General features: G+C 31.6%; 21 protein-coding genes and 1 pseudogene. 7 read left to right on the forward strand and 15 right to left on the reverse strand.

What is annotated here, in order from left to right; translation table 11 throughout:
- Nucleotides 1–11 precede the first annotated feature (11 nt).
- From HGPT_RS03075 to HGPT_RS03095, 6 genes are all read right to left on the reverse strand, one after another.
- Nucleotides 12–563, reverse strand: a complete 552-nt coding sequence (locus tag HGPT_RS03075) for a hemerythrin domain-containing protein (RefSeq protein WP_019138410.1) — start codon at nt 561–563, stop codon at nt 12–14.
- Between the two features lie 4 nt (nt 564–567).
- Nucleotides 568–951: a hypothetical protein gene (locus HGPT_RS03080; protein ID WP_245544093.1), complete on the reverse strand. Its 384-nt coding sequence runs from the start codon at nt 949–951 to the stop codon at nt 568–570.
- Nucleotides 923–1150, reverse strand: coding sequence for a hypothetical protein (locus tag HGPT_RS09725; protein WP_245544094.1), 228 nt, complete (start codon nt 1148–1150; stop codon nt 923–925). The genes HGPT_RS03080 and HGPT_RS09725 overlap by 29 nt, the downstream gene beginning before the upstream one ends.
- Nucleotides 1151–1368: 218 nt before the next feature.
- Nucleotides 1369–1551, reverse strand: a complete 183-nt coding sequence (rpmF, locus tag HGPT_RS03085; RefSeq protein ID WP_019124550.1) for a 50S ribosomal protein L32 — start codon at nt 1549–1551, stop codon at nt 1369–1371.
- Between the two features lie 2 nt (nt 1552–1553).
- On the reverse strand, nt 1554–2084 hold the full coding sequence (locus tag HGPT_RS03090; protein WP_019138411.1) for a YceD family protein: 531 nt from the start codon (nt 2082–2084) through the stop codon (nt 1554–1556).
- 71 nt (nt 2085–2155) lie between these two features.
- Nucleotides 2156–3352 carry an acetate/propionate family kinase gene (locus tag HGPT_RS03095; RefSeq protein WP_019138412.1) on the reverse strand — a complete coding sequence of 399 codons (1197 nt, stop codon included), beginning with the start codon at nt 3350–3352 and terminating at the stop codon, nt 2156–2158.
- Between the two features lie 101 nt (nt 3353–3453).
- On the opposite strand from HGPT_RS03095, the gene HGPT_RS03100 reads away from it, so the two are divergent.
- Nucleotides 3454–4596 (forward strand): tRNA(Met) cytidine acetate ligase, encoded by a 1143-nt coding sequence (locus tag HGPT_RS03100; protein WP_019138413.1) that lies wholly within the window; start codon nt 3454–3456, stop codon nt 4594–4596.
- Between the two features lie 89 nt (nt 4597–4685).
- On the opposite strand, the gene HGPT_RS03105 is transcribed toward HGPT_RS03100, so the two are convergent.
- The 4 genes and pseudogenes from HGPT_RS03105 to HGPT_RS03110 form a co-directional block, all read right to left on the reverse strand.
- Nucleotides 4686–5159, reverse strand: a complete 474-nt coding sequence (locus tag HGPT_RS03105; protein WP_179943683.1) for a hypothetical protein — start codon at nt 5157–5159, stop codon at nt 4686–4688.
- A 69-nt stretch (nt 5160–5228) separates the two neighbouring features.
- Nucleotides 5229–5411, reverse strand: a pseudogene (locus HGPT_RS10640) (YfjL-like protein); the annotation flags it as partial.
- 98 nt (nt 5412–5509) lie between these two features.
- On the reverse strand, nt 5510–6220 hold the full coding sequence (locus HGPT_RS08650) for a DUF4268 domain-containing protein (protein ID WP_051007879.1): 711 nt from the start codon (nt 6218–6220) through the stop codon (nt 5510–5512).
- The gene (locus HGPT_RS03110; RefSeq protein WP_051007880.1) at nt 6213–8066 is read right to left on the reverse strand and encodes a DUF262 domain-containing protein; all 1854 of its coding nucleotides are present in this window, start codon (nt 8064–8066) and stop codon (nt 6213–6215) included. Before HGPT_RS03110 ends, HGPT_RS08650 begins: the two co-directional genes overlap by 8 nt.
- A gap of 280 nt (nt 8067–8346) precedes the next feature.
- Between HGPT_RS03110 and HGPT_RS10590 the strand changes: the two genes are divergently transcribed.
- From HGPT_RS10590 to HGPT_RS03125, 3 genes are read left to right on the forward strand one after another with little or no spacing between them, the layout of a single operon-like run.
- Entirely contained in the window at nt 8347–9759 is a 1413-nt protein-coding gene (locus tag HGPT_RS10590; RefSeq protein WP_019138416.1) for a Y-family DNA polymerase, read from the forward strand.
- A gap of 17 nt (nt 9760–9776) precedes the next feature.
- A complete protein-coding gene (locus HGPT_RS03120; RefSeq protein WP_019138417.1) occupies nt 9777–10121 on the forward strand; it encodes a hypothetical protein in 345 nt (114 codons plus the stop codon).
- A complete protein-coding gene (locus tag HGPT_RS03125) occupies nt 10121–10465 on the forward strand; it encodes a DUF5960 family protein (protein WP_019138418.1) in 345 nt (114 codons plus the stop codon). Before HGPT_RS03120 ends, HGPT_RS03125 begins: the two co-directional genes overlap by 1 nt.
- Before the next feature lie 34 nt (nt 10466–10499).
- On the opposite strand, the gene HGPT_RS03130 is transcribed toward HGPT_RS03125, so the two are convergent.
- Together HGPT_RS03130 and HGPT_RS08840 are read right to left on the reverse strand one after the other, a co-directional pair.
- A complete protein-coding gene (locus HGPT_RS03130; protein WP_019138419.1) occupies nt 10500–11741 on the reverse strand; it encodes an FprA family A-type flavoprotein in 1242 nt (413 codons plus the stop codon).
- Between the two features lie 11 nt (nt 11742–11752).
- A complete protein-coding gene (locus HGPT_RS08840; RefSeq protein ID WP_019138420.1) occupies nt 11753–13690 on the reverse strand; it encodes an acyl-CoA dehydrogenase family protein in 1938 nt (645 codons plus the stop codon).
- 307 nt (nt 13691–13997) lie between these two features.
- Between HGPT_RS08840 and HGPT_RS09735 the strand changes: the two genes are divergently transcribed.
- From HGPT_RS09735 to HGPT_RS03145, 3 genes are read left to right on the forward strand one after another with little or no spacing between them, the layout of a single operon-like run.
- The gene (locus HGPT_RS09735) at nt 13998–14297 is read left to right on the forward strand and encodes a nitroreductase family protein (RefSeq protein WP_245544095.1); all 300 of its coding nucleotides are present in this window, start codon (nt 13998–14000) and stop codon (nt 14295–14297) included.
- Nucleotides 14269–14580 carry a nitroreductase family protein gene (locus HGPT_RS09740; protein ID WP_245544096.1) on the forward strand — a complete coding sequence of 104 codons (312 nt, stop codon included), beginning with the start codon at nt 14269–14271 and terminating at the stop codon, nt 14578–14580. The genes HGPT_RS09735 and HGPT_RS09740 overlap by 29 nt, the downstream gene beginning before the upstream one ends.
- Nucleotides 14580–15608: a PTS sugar transporter subunit IIC gene (locus HGPT_RS03145; protein WP_019138421.1), complete on the forward strand. Its 1029-nt coding sequence runs from the start codon at nt 14580–14582 to the stop codon at nt 15606–15608. The genes HGPT_RS09740 and HGPT_RS03145 overlap by 1 nt, the downstream gene beginning before the upstream one ends.
- A gap of 79 nt (nt 15609–15687) precedes the next feature.
- On the opposite strand, the gene trhA is transcribed toward HGPT_RS03145, so the two are convergent.
- The 3 genes from trhA to HGPT_RS03160 all read right to left on the reverse strand — a co-directional run.
- Nucleotides 15688–16341 (reverse strand): PAQR family membrane homeostasis protein TrhA, encoded by a 654-nt coding sequence (trhA, locus tag HGPT_RS03150; RefSeq protein WP_019138422.1) that lies wholly within the window; start codon nt 16339–16341, stop codon nt 15688–15690.
- Nucleotides 16342–16507: 166 nt separating this feature from the next.
- Nucleotides 16508–16702 (reverse strand): GNAT family N-acetyltransferase, encoded by a 195-nt coding sequence (locus tag HGPT_RS03155; RefSeq protein ID WP_019138423.1) that lies wholly within the window; start codon nt 16700–16702, stop codon nt 16508–16510.
- A gap of 66 nt (nt 16703–16768) precedes the next feature.
- Nucleotides 16769–18464, reverse strand: a 1696-nt coding sequence (locus HGPT_RS03160; protein ID WP_040542438.1) for a methyl-accepting chemotaxis protein, incomplete at its 5' end; no start/stop codon positions are given.

Below are 18464 nucleotides of genomic sequence, written 5' to 3' on the forward strand. Positions count from 1 at the left end.
AAGTCTTAAAATTATAATCCCAATAATTTCATCAAATTTGTCTTATCTTTTAAATACTCTTTTTCATCCTTAATTCTTTCTTCCATTTCTTTTTTTACATTCACTTTTACTTCTTCAGAAAGATTTTTTTCAGCAAAGGGATATACAGTTTGGTTTTCTTTTTTTGCATGGTCCCTTAAAAGTTCAACATAAGACATAGCATTTGTTAAAATGTGAAGCTTTGCAAGATCAGAAGAAGACTCTTCGTATAAATTTAAATTATTTTCAAGCTCCATTACATATCCTCTTGCCATTTGATGCTCAACAAGCATTCCAGACCTAACAACTTTTTCTGCTAGAGGTCCTAGATTTTCAAGCATTGCCTTAAATAAAATATCTTCTTCTTTTTTATGATGAAGTCCATCAGCATATTTTCTAATAAATAATATAGCATTTCTAAAAAATTTTATATCAAGATTGCCATCTAAAATTTCTAAACATTTTTCTTCCATTTTGTCACAAAAGTTAATAATTTCTCTGTGCTCTTCTTCTAAATAATCTATGGTACTTTTTAAAGAATCCACTATATCACTTCCCAATTACATAATTTTCGTCTATCTTTTTATATTTTAAATTAGACTTTTCTAAACTTCCAGCTATAAAACTGTCTCTAAGATTCCAGTAAATTTTTGGATCTAGGTATTTTCCCCAAATTTCTTTGTGGACATCTCTTGCTATATTAAAAATAACTTCATCATCTTCATTTTTTAGAATCATAAGGGCATGATCACAAGGCATGCCATCTAAAAATTTTGAACTAATAAAATTAAAGACTTGGCTTGGAGAATTTCCGGCTTCATAAGATTTACCAATTTCATAAAATTTATCTTCTAAATCTTTTATGGTAAAATCTTTTAATAAATATAAAACAGTTTTTGCAAGCCTAATTTTCACTTCTCTTAACCCTTTCATCCAGCCATCCGTGAATGTTACTTTCGTCAATTATATCCTTTAGATCTCCCTTTTCTATTAAAAATTTTGCATCTAATTCTTTTTTTAAACTATTTTTTTCATCTTCATCTAAAAGATTTAATAAATTTTCTAAAATATTCTCTTGAAACATAATTTTATCGTACATCATATAGTGAATATATCCTAAAAATAAACTCATCTTATCCCTCTTTTCTATTAAAATTTTAACATTAAATTACAAAAAACAATGTGACAAATATCACACTTTACTTTTATTTAAATTAAAGGCAATAGAAAACCCTCTTAACAAAATCTTGTAAAGAGGGCTTTTTCAAATTTATATAATTAAAAAATACAAAAATAAATTATCTCAAATATTAAAAACAATAAAAAAAGCGAGACCTAAGTCTCACTTTGTTATTCAGCTTCTGCAATAATTTCTTTGCCTGCATAGTGTCCACAAGAAGGACAAACTCTATGAGGTAATTTCATTTCATGGCAGTTAGGACATTCAACTACTGTTGCTTTATTTAATCTATAAGAAGATGCTCTTCTCTTGTTTTTTCTTTGTTTTGAAGTTTTTCTCTTAGGTACGGCCATTTCTACACCTCCTCATCTTTAAATAAATCTAATAACTTCCCAAATCTTGGGTCCACAACTTCTTCTACTTCTTCTTCCACACAATCACAAGGTCCATCATTTAAATTTTTGCCACAGTGTGGACAAAGTCCCTTGCAATCTTCACTACATAAATTTTTTCCATTTATGGAAGTGATAATTTGTGAAAAAACAATTTCTGAAAGGTTTATGGAATCATCTTTAATTTCAAAGTACTCATCTACAGAATTTTCATCATATAGACTCGGATCTTTAAAATTGTAAGCAATGTAACTTGTCTCTTTTTCTTTTACAAATTCCTTGAGACATCGGTCACAAATCGCCTTAAATTTGTAGGAAATATTGAGACAAAGTTCTAATTCCCCTGTCAAATCATGAATATATCCACTGTACTCTACAGGATAGATGAGATTGAGATCTTCTAAATTCAAATCTGTATCATTATCTTCTAGAATACCATCAAAGTCTAATCTGATATCATCAGAAGACAAAAAAGTAAAAAGATCTAATTTCATATACTCACCTCAAAAATACATACAAATTATTATAACTTTTAAAATTTAAATTGTCAATACTATATAGAAAATTATGCTTCAACAAGTTCCTTAGTATCTCTTGCAATCATAAGCTCTTCGTTAGTTGGAATAACAAAAACTTTGATAGCAGAATCGTCAGAAGAAATAAGTTTATCTTCTCCTCTTACGTTGTTTCTTTCAGGATCTAATTTAATTCCTAAAGATTTTAATCCAGCAACTATTGATTCTCTCATTTCAATAGAGTTTTCGCCAACACCAGCTGTAAATACAATTGCATCAACATGATCAAGTTCTGTCATGTAAGAACCAATATATCCACGAACTCTCTTTTCAAAGATATCAAGTGCAAGTTTTGCTCTCTTGTTTCCTTCATCTCTTGCTTCTTCAATGTCTCTGAAGTCACTTGATACTCCAGAAATTCCTAGTACACCTGATTTTTTATTGATAAGAGTGTTAATTTCTTCAGTAGAAAGATTTTCTTTATCCATAATGAATGGAAGAATAGCTGGGTCTAAATCACCACATCTTGTACCCATTGCAAGTCCTTCAAGTGGTGTGAAGCCCATTGATGTATCAATAGATTTACCATTTTCAACTGCACAGATACTTGAACCATTTCCTAGGTGACAAGTGATTAAATTAACATCATTTACATCTTTACCTAGCATTTCTGCTGCCTTATTTGTAATGTATTTGTGAGAAGTTCCGTGGAAACCAAATCTTCTAATTTTATATTTTTCATAATATTCATATGGAAGAGCATAGATGTAGCTTTCTTCTGGCATAGTTTGGTGGAAAGCTGTATCAAAAACTGCAACTTGTTTAACATCTGGAAGAAGTCTTTGACAAGCCTTTATTCCCATAATATTTGGTGGGTTGTGAAGAGGAGCTATTTCAACATTATCTTCAATTCCCTTTAAAACTTTATCATCAATAATAACGGATTTAGCAAAATCTTCGCCACCGTGTACAACTCTGTGACCTACTGCATCAATTTCATCAAGAGATTTTATTGCACCGTATTCTTCATTTGTTAGGGATTCCATTACAAGTTCAAGAGCTCTCTTGTGGTCTTGCATTGGTGTTTCAATAGTTTTCTTTTCCTTACCTATTGTTTCGTGTTTAATTCTTGAACCTTCAATTCCGATTCTTTCAACTAAACCCTTTGCCATAACATCTTCAGTTTCCATATCAATAAGTTGATATTTAAGAGAAGATGATCCGCAATTAATAACTAATATCTTCATATTTCCTCCTCGTGTTTTTTAAATTTATTAAATATAGTATAATAACTAATAATTAGTTTATAACAGTTGTAGCCATTAGTCAATAATTGGAGATTTAAAATATGAAAATTGCTTCTATAATAGCCGAATACAACCCCTTCCACAAGGGTCACGCTTATCAAATAAATAAAATAAAAAAGGACTATACAGACTTTATTGTCGTCATAATGTCTGGAAATTTTGTCCAAAGGGGCGAACCTGCTATTATAGATAAATACAAGAGGGCAAAAATAGCAGTGGATAATGGTGCAAGCCTTGTATTAGAATTGCCTTTACTTTATTCTACATCTAATGCAGAAATTTTTTCATTAGGGGCAACAAATATTTTAAATTCTATGGGCATAATTGATAGACTTTACTTTGGCAGTGAAGATGACGTGGAAGTCTTAAGAAGTATCCAAGAAAAAATTGACGAGAACTTTGATGAAGAGAAGTTGAAAAAATACTTGTCAGAAGGCAAGTCCTTTATAAGGTCTCGTGAGCTTGCCATGGACTTCTTGAGTGATAAAGAAAAAGAAATTTTAAAAAGACCCAACAACATATTAGGACTTGAATACTTAAATAGTCTTGCAAAATTAAATTCAAAAATAGAAGCTCACTCAATAAAAAGAAAAAATGTAAATCACGACGATGACTTTTCCCTCGGTGACTTTGCATCAGCATCTCACATAAGAAGACTTGCTTATGAAGGAGAAGATGTCAGCAAATTTATTCCTGATTATAAATTAGTCCCAGAAAATAATCTAAAAAATTATTTTGACATCTTTAAATACAAGATGATTTCTGAAAAAATAAACTTCAATGAATATTTTGACTATGAAGAAGGACTTGAAAATAGACTTTTAGAAAATATCGACGCTATAAACTTTGAAGAATTTATAGAAAAAGTTCATTCCAAAAGACACAGCAGGTCTAGAATTAAAAGACTTGTGATTGAAATTATATTGGATATAAAAAAAGACCTAATAAAAAATTCTTTAAAAGAACCCTACACGAGAGTCCTTGCTTGCGACAAAAGAGGCATAGAGATTTTTAAAAAATCAGAAAATAAAAATAAAATTTATTCCTTTAAATCTTTTTACGACAAATCAACTGGCATCACAAGAGATATGCTGGATAAGGAAATTTTGGCAAGCGATCTTTATAACATAAAATCTGGAAAAATAAAAACAGACTTTACCACTGAAGTCTACAAAAATTTATAAACTTTTAAAATCAATTTTTTAATAAAGACATAAAGAAACTCTCATCCTAGAAAATCCTAAAATGGAAATCCTAGAATGAGAGTTTTTTTTTAGCCTTTAGTTTTACTTATTGCTTCTTCATAAATATTTTTAAATTCTTTTATATCCTTATTTCTCACGACTTCTTCTGGAACATCGTAAACTCCAAGAGAATTTTGCCATGACTCAGCTTCACCATCATGTTTTTTATTTTCCTCTGGGATTAAAATAACAGCGTATTTAGTTACCTTCAAAGAAGTCTTGTCCAAAATTTTTTGTGAATCGCAAAGAACATCTAAGCACTCTTCAAGATTTGGATTTTTTGAAAAACCAACAACTTCTGCACTCACTTCTTCCTTAAAATTATTAAAATCAAATTCTTGATCTAAGACTAGGTCTTCTCTAGGGACATCCTCAACTGTGTTTAAAGAAATATCATAAGGAAAATTATACTTCTTCTGAATAGTAGCCCCATATTCCCTTAACTCATCTAACAATCTAATCTTGGTATTAAATAAAATAGAATCGTAAGTATCTTGTTTCAACTTACCAAAGCTATCAAAGCCCAAGATAAATTTAGTATCCTTACTTTTTTTGCTGCTAAGCCTTACAGTGTAGTAGCCATCCTTAAAATTATAAAAGGTCTCATCACGCTTTAAGTCCAGATCCTTATAGTGGGTCTTTATATATTTATCAGCAGACTTTTCCGCTATTAGCCTAGAAATAGGATTTCCAAATATGGCAAAATAAAAAATAAAAAAATTATAGCAAAAACAATACCAAGTCCTATAAAAAATTTTTTCAAATTAAATTTCTTCTTCATAGTCACCTACTCCAGCTTTTATTTGTGTAGATTATAACACAAAAAAACTCGAGCTAAGCCCGAGTTTTAACTTTATTTCTTATATTGACTATTAAATTCTCTAAGTCTTGGAACAAATTCCTTATAAAAAGCATCGCTCATTTCTGCGTGGAATTTTGCAATTTTTTCCCAATTTGACTTGTCTTTTGAGTTGATATTTTCTATTGCTACTTCAATAGTTGACATTTTATTATCATCTAACCTATTCCAATAAAGTTTTAAACCTAAACTATTTTCTATGTTTTCTTTATATTTATATAGATAATCGAAAGCAGCCTTATTTGTTTCCTTGTCAGGCTTATTTAATGTCATCAAAACTTTGGCAGATTTCATATAAAAATAGCAAGAAATATAAAATCCACTAGTCCCAGTAGTTCCTGCGATCCATGAACTCTTTGATCTAGTAACATTCTTAAAAGTTTCATTATCAATGTTTTCTTCTTTTATTATAGGAATAGCATAGTTCCAATATTCTTCTCTTATATTTTCTGGAGTCCTATCAAAATTATCAGAGTCTTCAAAATAAAAAATTAAATTATCAGGATCTTCTTCATATAATTCAAAAAGTTTACTTAATATTTTAATTTTTGTATTTGTATTATTATTTGTAGAAACAAAAATATTCTCATCTATTTTTTCAAAACTTCGCAAGTCATTAGAAGTTGTAAAGAAATTAAGTCCTAATACATCCCTTGGCTCTTCTCTGACTAAATTAATTAATTGAGACTTATCTTCTTCATGCAAGATTTTTTATTATAAAAGTAAAGGTTTCTGACCAGTTTCTAAAAGAGGACTCTTCTCCCCTAAAATTAATCTTTAAAATTCTCTTTCCCTTCAAGTCGTAATTATCATCAGCTAAAGAAATATATTCTACATCTTCTCTTTGTAATTCAAAATTTGTGCTAGGATACTTCCAAATCTCATAAACCGCTAAGTCTAGTAAGTCCCTATGCCTTTTTTCAATTTCATCTTCTCCCCAAGAATCTAATAATGCCAAGTCTTGATTCATCCTAATTCCACTCTTCTTAAAGCCATGCTTTCCATCCCTCTTTTTCTCAAAAGAAGAATTGCCCATGTCGGAATTGTAACCCGTAATAGTTAGGTTACCCAGCTTGTGAATCCATTTTTCATGAATTTCTTCTGCATTATCTCCTAATTCTTCAAACCAATCATCATTTAATTTTTGCGGCATAATGTGTTCAATGCTATAAGTCCCATCATCTAAGTGGTTGTATATGTCCTTAGTCTCAACAGTATTATAGTTTTCAATCTTATTAAAAAGATAATTTTTAAATCTGCCACGCATTAAATAAATTTCCTTATTATTTAAATTTTCATAAAATTCCTCATCTTTAGGAAATCTACCAGAATCTCTCTTATTAATTAAGTTATATTTTAATTTTTCAACATAATTTTCAGTAGTGCCATCATACCTGACAATATCTTTATTTAAATTGAGAAAAATTTTGCTTAAAGCATTACTTGCAACTCCACAAATATTTCTTCTAAATAAATAGATTTCAATAGTATTAAAAATTCCAATTAAATCATCAAGACTTAGCATGCTTTCATCATTTAGGCTAAAAACTTCCATAAAGAAAGGTTCTGTTACACTTATTTCCATCTTCTTTAAATTAAACATGGAAGAATCTAGGTCTTTATTTTTAAATCCGCTTTCACCATCAAGTAGCTTTTTATAGAATTTAGAGTATTTAAGCATATCTTCTAGCAAAGTTTCCAAAGATTCGCTATGTCTATTTACATAATCTTTAAACTCAAAATAAACTTTAGACATAGTAGGCATTGAAAAAGTTTTAATACTCAAGTAATTTCTTACAAAATTATCTATTCTTTTATTAGTAAAATCTTCAATTTTTATCCAATACTTTTCAAAATATTTATTTTGCTTTTCTAAAGGCAGATTCATGAGAATAAAATTCCTTATCTTATCTCCTTCACTAAGAGCAAGACCCGTTGAATTTAAACTTTCAAATATAAGTTGAGCATCGTCGCCCTTCTCTAAAGTAATAGAGATAACTTGAAGTCTTTGGATAGCAGAATAAATTTCATCGATAATATGAGAATCCTTTTTTAATCTCTCATAAAAATATTTATAATTAATAGTCAAATTTGAATTTTCTATATACTCGTCTTCTTCTCCAAAAATTAAATAATGAAGTGCCTTCCTATCTCTCTTAACAGGGATTAATTTTACTTTGTCATCTTCCTTAGCCCACTTGGAAATAATAAATCTTTCCATTATTTGCTCATTTAAATCCACTTCATTAGAATAAGCTTCGCCTTTCTCAACTAACTTGGCAATAGCTAAAAGAAGAAGAGTAACAGTAGTAAGCCTCTGTTGCCCATCAATAATATGATATTCAGTAATAGACCCAGCACCCACAACATCAGAAACAATACTTCCAAAAAAGTGATTACCTTCCTTATCTTTTGCGAGTCTTAATAAATCATTATAAAGTTGTTTGCAGTTTTCAATCTTCCAATCATATCTTCTTTGGTAAACAGGAATAATATACCTGTGGTTAGGACCCTCCATGTAAGAATATAATTGGATTCCATCGCCCTTCATTAGCTCCTCCAGTTTCTATATTAATTACTAATTATATTTTAACATATATAGGAACCTATTCCAGATTCTTTAACAAATTAAAATTTTTTATTTAATGGCTAATAATTTATTCTCTATATTTAACTAATTGAATTATTTATACAAATGTTCTAAAATGTAATTAGAGCAAACTTTTGTTTAAATATATATTTGTTTTGTGATTTTTTATAATTTAATGATTTTAATTTATATAGTTAAATTATTTTTATATAAAATTTTGGTAATTTCCTCGAGGTGGCTTATGACTTTTATTGATTATTCTTTGGAACCTAAATCTGATATTGCTTTTGTGGACATCAAGTCTTTTTATGCAAGTGTTGAGTGTGTCACGAGAAATCTCGATCCTCTAACTACTAGTCTTTGTGTTATGAGTAGGTCTAGCAATTCTAAGGGTCTTATTCTTGCAAGCTCTCCTCTTTTCAAGAAGATTTTTGGAAAAAGTAATGTGGGAAGGGCAGGTGAGCTTCCCTTTGACATCGAAACTAGAAAGTTTAGCTTTGAAAAGGCCAGGAGACAAAATATTGAGATTACTAAGGATTATATCGATTTTATTGAGATGTGGGCGAAAAATACTCTTATTGTCCCTCCAAGGATGGCTCTTTATATTGAAGAAAATTTAAAAATTCAAAAAGTTTTTCAAAATTATGCTCCTAGAGAAGATATCCTTCCCTACTCTATTGATGAGGGCTTTATTGATTTAACAAAGAGTTTAAATTATTTTGTTCCTGATAAAAATATTTCAAGCCGTGACAAGTTGGACCTAGTTTCTTCAATGATTCAAAAAGATATTTGGGAAACAACTGGTCTATATTCCACTGTTGGCATGAGCAATTCTAATCCCCTTCTTGCAAAGCTTGCCCTTGATAATGAGGCTAAAAAAACACGGACTATGCGTGCAAATTGGTCCTATGAAGATGTGGAATCAAAACTTTGGGCTATTGATGATTTAAGTGATTTTTGGGGAATTGGTTCTAGATTGAAAAAAAGACTCAACTCTATGTCAATTTATACTGCTCGCGATCTTGCTAATTATGATCCTGATATTCTTAAAAAAGTTTTTGGTGTCATGGGACTTCAACTTTGGTTTCACGCAAATGGTGTTGATGAGTCCAAGTTATCAAAACCTTATAAACCCAAGTCAAAAGGTCTTGGAAATTCTCAAGTTCTTCCTCGCGACTACGAAAATCAAGATGAAATTGAAATTGTCCTTTCTGAAATCGCTGAGCAAGTGGCTATTAGAATTAGAAGGCTAAAGAAAAAGGCTTCTGTCATTTCTATATATGTTGGTTTTTCTTACACTGAAAATAAGAAGTCTATTCATGCAAAGAGAACTATTAGACCAAGTCAAGCTACTAGGGTTTTGCAAATGGAAGTGCTAAAGCTTTTTAGGGAAAGATATGATGGGGGTTCTGTGAGAAATCTTGGGGTAACTTATGATAATTTAGTGGATGAATCTTCTACTATTTTTGATTTTTTTGATGATGTAGAGGCTATTGAAAGGGAAGAAAATCTTGATAGTGCAATTGATGAAATTCGTGACAGATTTGGTTTTACTTCTATTCAAAAGGCTACATCTCTTGTTGAAGGTTCGAGAGTTATTGAGAGAAGCAAGTTAATTGGTGGTCACTGTGGTGGCATGGATGGTGTTAAATAGTTTTAGGAGGTATTAATATGGTTGACAGGTCTTATTTGCCCTTTAAGTCTGCTAGAGAATATATGGATAGAGGCATGGCAAAGTGGATGGGATTTTTTATTTCAGAACACACTTCTGCTCTTCACAAAATGGGTGATTTTATAGATTTTTCTTCTCAAATGACGCGAGAAGAGCTTATTCTTTTAATAAGTCAGGTCTATGTAAATAATCTTAAAGTTCTCATTTATACTAAGCTGAGAAAAGATGCTTATTCTGGTAGGATTAAAGAAATTTTTCACGAAAGTATTTATTTAAGTGGCGATGAAGCCCTGAATATTTCTTTTGAGGATATTATAAAAATTGTACTTTTGGAGGAATTATAATGTGTTTAGAAAGAAACTCTCTTCAGTTTGATTATTTTTCTATTAATTACAAAATTTTCGAGAATGATTTCTATAAGTTCTCAAATTTAAATGTTCCTTTAATATTTTTAACTTCTGATATTCTCCAACACATGTCCTCCACTGGTCACAATTATTTTAGATTAAATTCAAAGAATGCAGCAGATAAAAAGAACCACTATTTTATTTTTAATAAAGTTTATATTAATAATAATTTTATTATTCAATTTAAATATTTGGGACATATTTGTCCTATTGATTTTCATAAAGAATTTTTCATTGAAAACAAGATAAATTATTGCAAAAAAAGAAGCTACATCAAATGATATAGCTTCTTTAAATATTTTAATAAAAAGTTTATTATTTATCAGCTGATTTTGCTTTAACTTCTCTAATCTTAGCCATTGATTCGATAATAGAATCTGCAAGAGCTTCCATATCGTTTTCGTTAGCCTTGTTAAGAGCTGAGTTAAGTGTAACTCTTTCTGGAAGTACGTCGAACATCTTAAGATTTTCGTCAATATATTCTTCAATCTTATCGCCAACTGTACAAGCCCAAGTACCATTTTCAATGATACCAACAGTTCTGTTTTGAACGTTAAGAGCTTCAAGGTCCATTAAGAAGTTTTTCATTACAGGGTAAATACCTAAGTTGTAAGTTACAGATGCAATTACAATGTGAGAGTATTTAAATGTGTCTGCAATTAGGTAAGACATGTGAGTGTTACTTACATCGTGAACTACTACATTAGTCATTCCCTTATCACAAAGTCTTGATGCAAGAGCTTGTGCAGCACGTTCTGTATTTCCATACATTGATGCATAAACAATCATTACGCCTTCTTCTTCTGGTTCATATCTTGACCATTTGTCATATTTTTCGATGAACCATCCTAGGTTTTCTCTCCAAACTGGTCCGTGAAGTGGACAGATGTATTTAATATCTACAGTTGCAGCTTTTTTAAGAACATCTTGTACGAATGGACCATATTTTCCTACGATATTTGTTAAATATCTTCTTGCTGGGTCAAGATAATCTCTTTCGAAGTTAACTTCGTCAGCAAATAGTTTACCATCAAGTGTACCGAATGTACCAAAAGCGTCAGCTGCGAATAGTACTCCGTCAGTTGTATCGAAACTTACAAGAACTTCTGGCCAGTGAACCATAGGTGCTTCTAAGAAAATGAATTCGTGCTTACCAAAGGAGATAGTGTCTCCTTCAGCTACAACAATTGATTGTTCGTCGTCTACATGGAAACCATATTGACGCATAAATTCAAAGCCTTGTTCACTTGCTATAACTTTTACATCTGGGTATCTTAAAACAATTTCATCAATAGCAGCAGCGTGGTCTGGTTCTAAGTGGTGAATTACTAGATAATCTAGGTCTTCTCCATCAAGAACTTCAGATATATTTTCTAAATAATCTTTTACAATTGACCAGTCAACTGTATCAAATAGTACGTTTTTTTCATCTTTTAGTAAATATGAATTATATGTTACTCCTTCTGGAATAGGAAAAATATTTTCAAATAATTCTAGTCTATGATCATTTCCACCAACATAGTAAAGATCATCTGTGACTTTTCTAACAGTATACATTATATCCTCCTTTATTTTCTATCAGCTGGGAAATCAGCTTCAATAAAGTTTTGCTTTTCTTCTTGACATTCTGGGCATGTCCAATCATCTGGTAGTCTATCAAAATCTGTACCAGGATCGATTTCGCCTTCTGGATCTCCGAAGTTTGGATCATATTCATATCCACAGCCTGGGCATACCATTACTTTGTAGTTAGGAGCTAATTTTCTAGGTTTAGATCTTCTAACTTTCTTCATTGGAGGTGCTGGTTCTTTTTCACCAGTTCCAAGTGCTTCTGCAAGAAGTGGCATAATTTCGAACATATCTCCAACTATACCATAGTCACAGTTCTTAAATATAGGAGCTCCAGCATTTTTGTTAATTGCAACAATTGTTGATGCATTTTTAATACCCTTTAAGTGTTGGCTTGCTCCAGAAATACCACATGCTATATATAGGTTACCATTGAATTTTTGTCCTGACATACCTACATATCTTTCAAGTGGTACAAGTTTTAATGTTTCTGCAACTGGTCTTGATGAACCTAGTGCAGCACCAGCAGCGTGTGCAAGTTCTCTTGCCATGTCCATATTTTCTTCTCCGCCGATTCCCTTACCAACTGAAACAACTCTTTCAGCATCGTAAACAGGAGTATCAATATCAATTCCTACAGAGAAGTCATATCCATCTTTCTTTAAGTTTTTAACTAATATATCAACAGCTTCTTCAGCTGTATCTGCTTTTATTATTTCTCTTTTTCTGTCTCCAGTGATAGGACCAGCTTTTTTATCTATAATAGCTGCTCTACCTTTTTTCTTAGGAGCTTTACCAATAAGGTGACTTGCAACTACAACTCTTTGGATTTCAGAAGTACCTTCATAGATAGTAGTGATCTTAGCATCTCTGAAGAATCTTTCTACATCCATTCCCTTTAGATATCCATTACCACCGTGGATTTGAAGAGCTTCGTTAACAACCCACATAGCAACTTCAGATGCAACTGTTTTTGCCATTGCAGCTTCCATTGAGTAGTTTTCGTGATTTTGTTTCATTTCAGCAGCTGAATAAACCATAAGTCTTGCAGCTCTGATTTTAGTAGCCATATCTGCAATCTTGAAAGCAACAGCTTGTTGTTGTGCTATTGGTCTTCCAAATTGTACTCTTTCTTTTGCATAAGCAAGTGCAGCTTCATAAGCGCCTTGTGCAATACCTAGAGCTTGAGATGCAATACCAATTCTACCACCATCAAGTGTTTGCATTGCAATTCTAAATCCTTGACCTTCTTTACCAAGTAAGTTTTCCTTTGGAACCTTAACATTGTTAAATTGAAGTTCGGCAGTAGTTGAAGATCTAATACCTAATTTGTCATAGTGATCTCCAAAAGTGAATCCTTCCCATCCTTTTTCTACTATGAAAGCAGAAATTCCGTGAGTACCGATTCCTGGTGTAGTAACTGCATAAACTACATAAGTGTCAGCAGCTGGAGCGTTAGTAATAAAAATCTTGTTACCATTTAAGATGTAGTAATCTCCATCAAGAACAGCAGTAGTTTCTGTACCACCTGCATCAGAACCAGCGTTAGGTTCAGTTAATCCAAAAGCACCAAGTTTTTTACCTTGAGCAAGAGGTTTTAAATATTTTTCCTTTTGTTCCTTTGTACCGAAAGCTTGAATTGGATAAGATCCTAATGAAGTGTGAGCTGATAATACAACACCAACACCTGCATCTACTCTTGATAATTCTTCAACAGCGATTGCGTAAGAAATAACATCCTTACCTGCTCCGCCTTCTTCTTCAGGGTATGGAAGTCCCATCCAACCGTTTTCGCCAATCTTTTTAATTATTTCTTCTGGAAATTCATTGTTTTGATCAAGTCCAAAAGATAATGGCTTGATTTCTGCTTCTGCAAACTCTCTGATAGCCTTACGAAGGGCTTCATGTTCGTCAGTTGTCTTATACATATTTGACATATTTTCCTCCTTTTAAGATTAAAGATAATTAAAGTAATTTATACTTTAATAGTTAAAAACAAAAGATACACCAAGATGGTATACAATAATTAAAGTATACAACAACTTCTTTAAAGTGTCAAAACATTTTCACTAAATTTTGAATAAAAATTTAAAAGTTTTTAATTCAAATCTTTTCGTTTTCACTAGTATTCTTATACCCCTTTTTATTAATTTTATACTCAATTTAATGTATTAATTGAAAAATACTTTTTTTGTTGTAAAATATAAAGTTAACAAGAAGAAATTTATAGCAATTGGAGGAATTATGGATTTAGAAAATTTATTAAAATGGAGAAGATCTTACAGAAAGTTTGACGAAAATAAACTACTTTCTCAAGAAGATATTGATGCTATTTTAAATTCTATAAAATATGCATCTTGTGCAAATAACAGACAGTATTTGAGATTTATCTCTGTTGAAAAAAGAGATAAAGTATTGGAAATTTTCAATAATAGCAAATGGGCAGCATCTCTAGCTAATGAAGCAGGTAGACCTAAAGAGGGAGAAAGACCTGTTTATTTTATTGCTGTTTTAAGTGATAATAGAAAAAAAATTAAGATTTGACGGTGTTGACCAGGGCCTTGTGATTTCAAACCTTACTCTTGCAGCAGCAGAAAGAGGCATAGGATCTTGTATAATTGGAAGTGTAAATGATAATAAAATGCGAGAAATTTTATCTTATGATGAAAAATATACTTGTAATCTTGTAGTTGCTTTTGGATACCCAAAAATCAAATCTACTATAGAAGAAATTGATATTTCTCATGACCAATCATATCATCTTGACGACAAGGGGAATTATATTGTTCCCAAATATAAACTAGATGACATTTTAAGGAGAATCTAATGAAAAAAAATGAAAATAAAAGTTTAAGTGAACTTATAAAAAGAAAGTCAAAGTTATATTTCATAGATGCTCTTGGAGCTATGGCTTTTGGCCTTTTTGCAACTCTATTAGTTGGAACAATTTTAAATACTATTGGAAAAAGCTTTGATATTTATTTTTTAACTGATGTCCTTTGGCCTCTGGCTCAAAAGGCAACAGGACCTGCCATTGCAGTTGCCATTGCAACAGCCATGTCCGCTCCAAGTCTTGTAGTTTATGCTGCTACTGTTGTTGGTATTGCTGGAAATGAACTTGGTGGTCCCATGGGAGTTTATATAGCCACTATAGTAGCTGTCGAATTTGGAAAACTTGTCAGCAGAAAAACAAAGGTAGATATAATTGTAACACCTGCTGTGACAGTGTTAACTGGTGTATTTGTCGCAAACTTTGTTGGTCCTTACATAGGAAATTTTATGAATCTTTTGGGAGCAATAATTATAAATGCAACAGATAAAGCTCCTTTCTTCATGGGAATTATTGTGTCTGTTATAGTTGGAATTGTACTTACACTTCCAATTTCCTCAGCTGCTCTCTCAATGATGCTTTCACTTTCTTCTCTCGCTGGCGGTGCTGCAACAATTGGTTGTTGCTGTCAGATGGTAGGCTTTGCCGTTATGTCTTATCGAGACAATAAAATCGAAGGTTTAGTAGCTCAAGGACTTGGGACTTCTATGCTTCAGATGCCAAATATTGTGAGAAAACCAATAATAATTATTCCACCAATAATTTCATCTGCCATTCTTGGACCTGTTTCTACAATTATTTTTAAACTAGAAAACACTCCTCTTGGATCTGGAATGGGTACAAGTGGTCTTGTTGGACAAATCTCAACTTTTGCTGCCATGCCAAATGTGCCCTTTATGAAACTTCTTGGAATAATTTTACTTATGCATATTATTCTGCCAGCCCTTTTAACATTTGCAATTTATGAAATTTTTTATAGGAAAGGGCTTATCCAAGACGGAGATATGAAACTTTATTTTAAATAAATTTTAAGATTTAGACGGGAAATCCCGTCTATTTTTTTGCAATAAAATAGGCTCATCAAAAAAGATGAACCTAAAATTTTTAGCCAATATAAATATAAAATGCAACAAAGTGAACTATTGCTGCTGCTAATACAAAGAAATGCCAAATTATGTGATTGTATTTAAATTTCTTTGATTTGTAAAAATAAGTTCCTGCTGTATAAACAAGACCACCTATTACTAAAAGCAACATAAATTTCCAAGTTGTGTTTGTAACAATGGGTTTAATTAAAAATACAGAAAGCCAGCCCATAGCAATGTAAATAATAACAGAAATTGTCTTTAACTTGTCGTATTTTTGATAAGTTGCAATTTTAAAAACAGTTCCAAAAATTGCTATTGACCATATCAAAATTATAAAAAATAATCTAAATTTTCCCCTTGTAAGTAAGAGTATAATTGGTGTAAAACTTCCAGCTATAAAATAATAAATAGATACGTGGTCAAAAATTCTAAGAATCTGTTTTGCCTTTTTGTGTTGGATTGCGTGATAAATTGTACTCATTAAAAACATAAATATAAAACAGCCACCATAAATAGAAAAGGCAACAGTCTTTAAAACATCGCCATCTCTCACGCTTGGAATAATTAACATCAATAAAAAAATAATTCCAAGTAAAACACCAATCCCATGACTAATTGAATTAGCTATTTCAATTTTTAAAAAGTCTCTGGACTTTATATTTTCTGCCATCTCATCACTTCCTTTTGACAATTATATAATCTCAAAATAAAAAGGTAAATAAATATCTAATTCATAAAAAAAGATCGGCATAGCCGACCTTCTTTATGCTCTCACATCATCAAATTCACTTGACTCTAGTTTTTTCGCAACATATGAGCAAGTTCCTTTAATTTTTTTATTTTTCACGTCTAGCATCTTCAACTAATTCTTTTACAAGTTCACCTGCGAGTCCTTGTCCACCAAATTTTTCTTTCACAATAGTGTGTTTGGCATCAATTACATCGCCCTTTTCTTCATATTGTAAGATTCCCTTGTAATTTGTTTGATCCTCACCTATATAATAACAATTTTTACCTTTTTTAACTTCCATGAATTATAACCTCCTATTTTAAATGCTCTTATTTATATACTACCCATTTAAAATGAAAGTTCACTTTTATTTTATTTTTTCTATAATTCTATACTTAGTATCAAAACCTTCACTTGTTCCTGTGAATGATGAATCATCATTTGAAAGTTCTAACATTGTATCTACAATTTCTTTGAATTCTGGAAGTTCTTCTGTTTTTCTATCTAGTTCATCGATTCCTTTTTGTTTGAATTCTGCTAATTTTTCTGCAAAAATTCTCATATTGTCATCAATTAAATTTCCACCATCTTTTAATTTAAAGGCGCCATCATTTAAGTCGATTATTCCATCATCCAATTTTTTAATTCCATCTCTAAGTGGAACCATACCTTCTGTTTTAAGTCTTGGGAACTCTTTAAAGTCTTGAGATTTATCTCTAAATTCCAAGAGACCATCTGTCAAGTCGCTTGCACCATTCTTTAACTTGCCAGAGTTGGAATCAAGTTCTGTGATTGCATCTGTAAATTTATTTACAGCTTCTTCACTTTCTCCTGTTCCCTCTCTTAGTTTTGATGAACCGTCTTTTAATTTTCCTGCTGCATCATCAAGTTTAACAAGTGAGTCAGAAAGTTTCATAAGTTGAGATGTATCAAGTTTTGATGCAGCTTCAGCCATTGCTTTTCCAAGTTCACTATCTATTTGTTTTGCACCACTCGCAAGTTCTCTTGTTCCAGCTTGTAATTGTTCAAGTCCACTAGGAAGTTGACTCGCTCCAGCATTTATTTGATTTGAAGCTGCAGCAAGCTGATTCATGCCACCCTTTAATTTTTCTAGATCTTCTAGTTGTCCTGACATATTTCCTAATCCTTTTAGAGCTTGAAGTTGTGCTCCAACATTTTTAGCTGATGCGCCAATTGTTTGTGCATCTGTTCCCAAATCTCCTACACAATCTCCTAAGATTGCTATAGCTTGGTTAATTTGTGGATTATTCTCAACATTTGCTTCTTGTAACATTTGAATTGCTTGTCCAATATCTCTTGCACTAGCTCCTACTGATCGTGCTCCAGCACCGATATTTTGAAGATCTCCCTCAACATTTATATTTCCTAGTCCAGAAAGATCTGGAGCCTTCATATTTTGGACTTGTTCATTTAGATTTTGGAAGTTGCTATTGAATTTATCTTGACCTGCCGCAAGCTCTTTAGCTCCTGCATAAGCCTTACTAGCACCAGCATCAACTTTATCTGCACCAGCTGCAAGTTGTCCTATACCAGCTTTTAATTCTGAAAGTTTCTTTAAAGCTTCTTCCTTCATTTCGTCAACCTTGCTTAGCTTACTTGAACCTTCTCTTAATTGTACTGTCGCATCCTTTAATTTTCCAAGACCATTGTCAAGTTCAACTGAACCGTCGTGAAGTTTTCTAGCTCCATCTTTCATTTCCCCAGTTTTTTCATTCATCTTTCCAACTGCGGAAGTGTAATCAGTAATTCCAGAAGTTAATTTGCTTCCACCTTCAAACATATCTTGTGCTGCACCTGGAATTGGTTCAACTTTGTCAATTACTTCATCAATTTTATCTTCAAATTCTCCAGATTTATCGTAAAGTTCCTTTGAACCATCTTTAAGTTTAACAGTTCCGTCGCCTAATTCTGAAATTCCATCATTTAATTCGCCTTGTGCATCAGAAAGTTTTGAAGATGCGTCTACTAATTTTTTTGAGTTATCTTCTAGTTCTTTAACACCATCTCTTAGATCATCAATAGTTTTTAAATCAGCATCATTT

Source organism: Peptoniphilus timonensis JC401, assembly GCF_000312025.1.
Lineage (GTDB): Bacteria > Bacillota > Clostridia > Tissierellales > Peptoniphilaceae > Peptoniphilus_A > Peptoniphilus_A timonensis.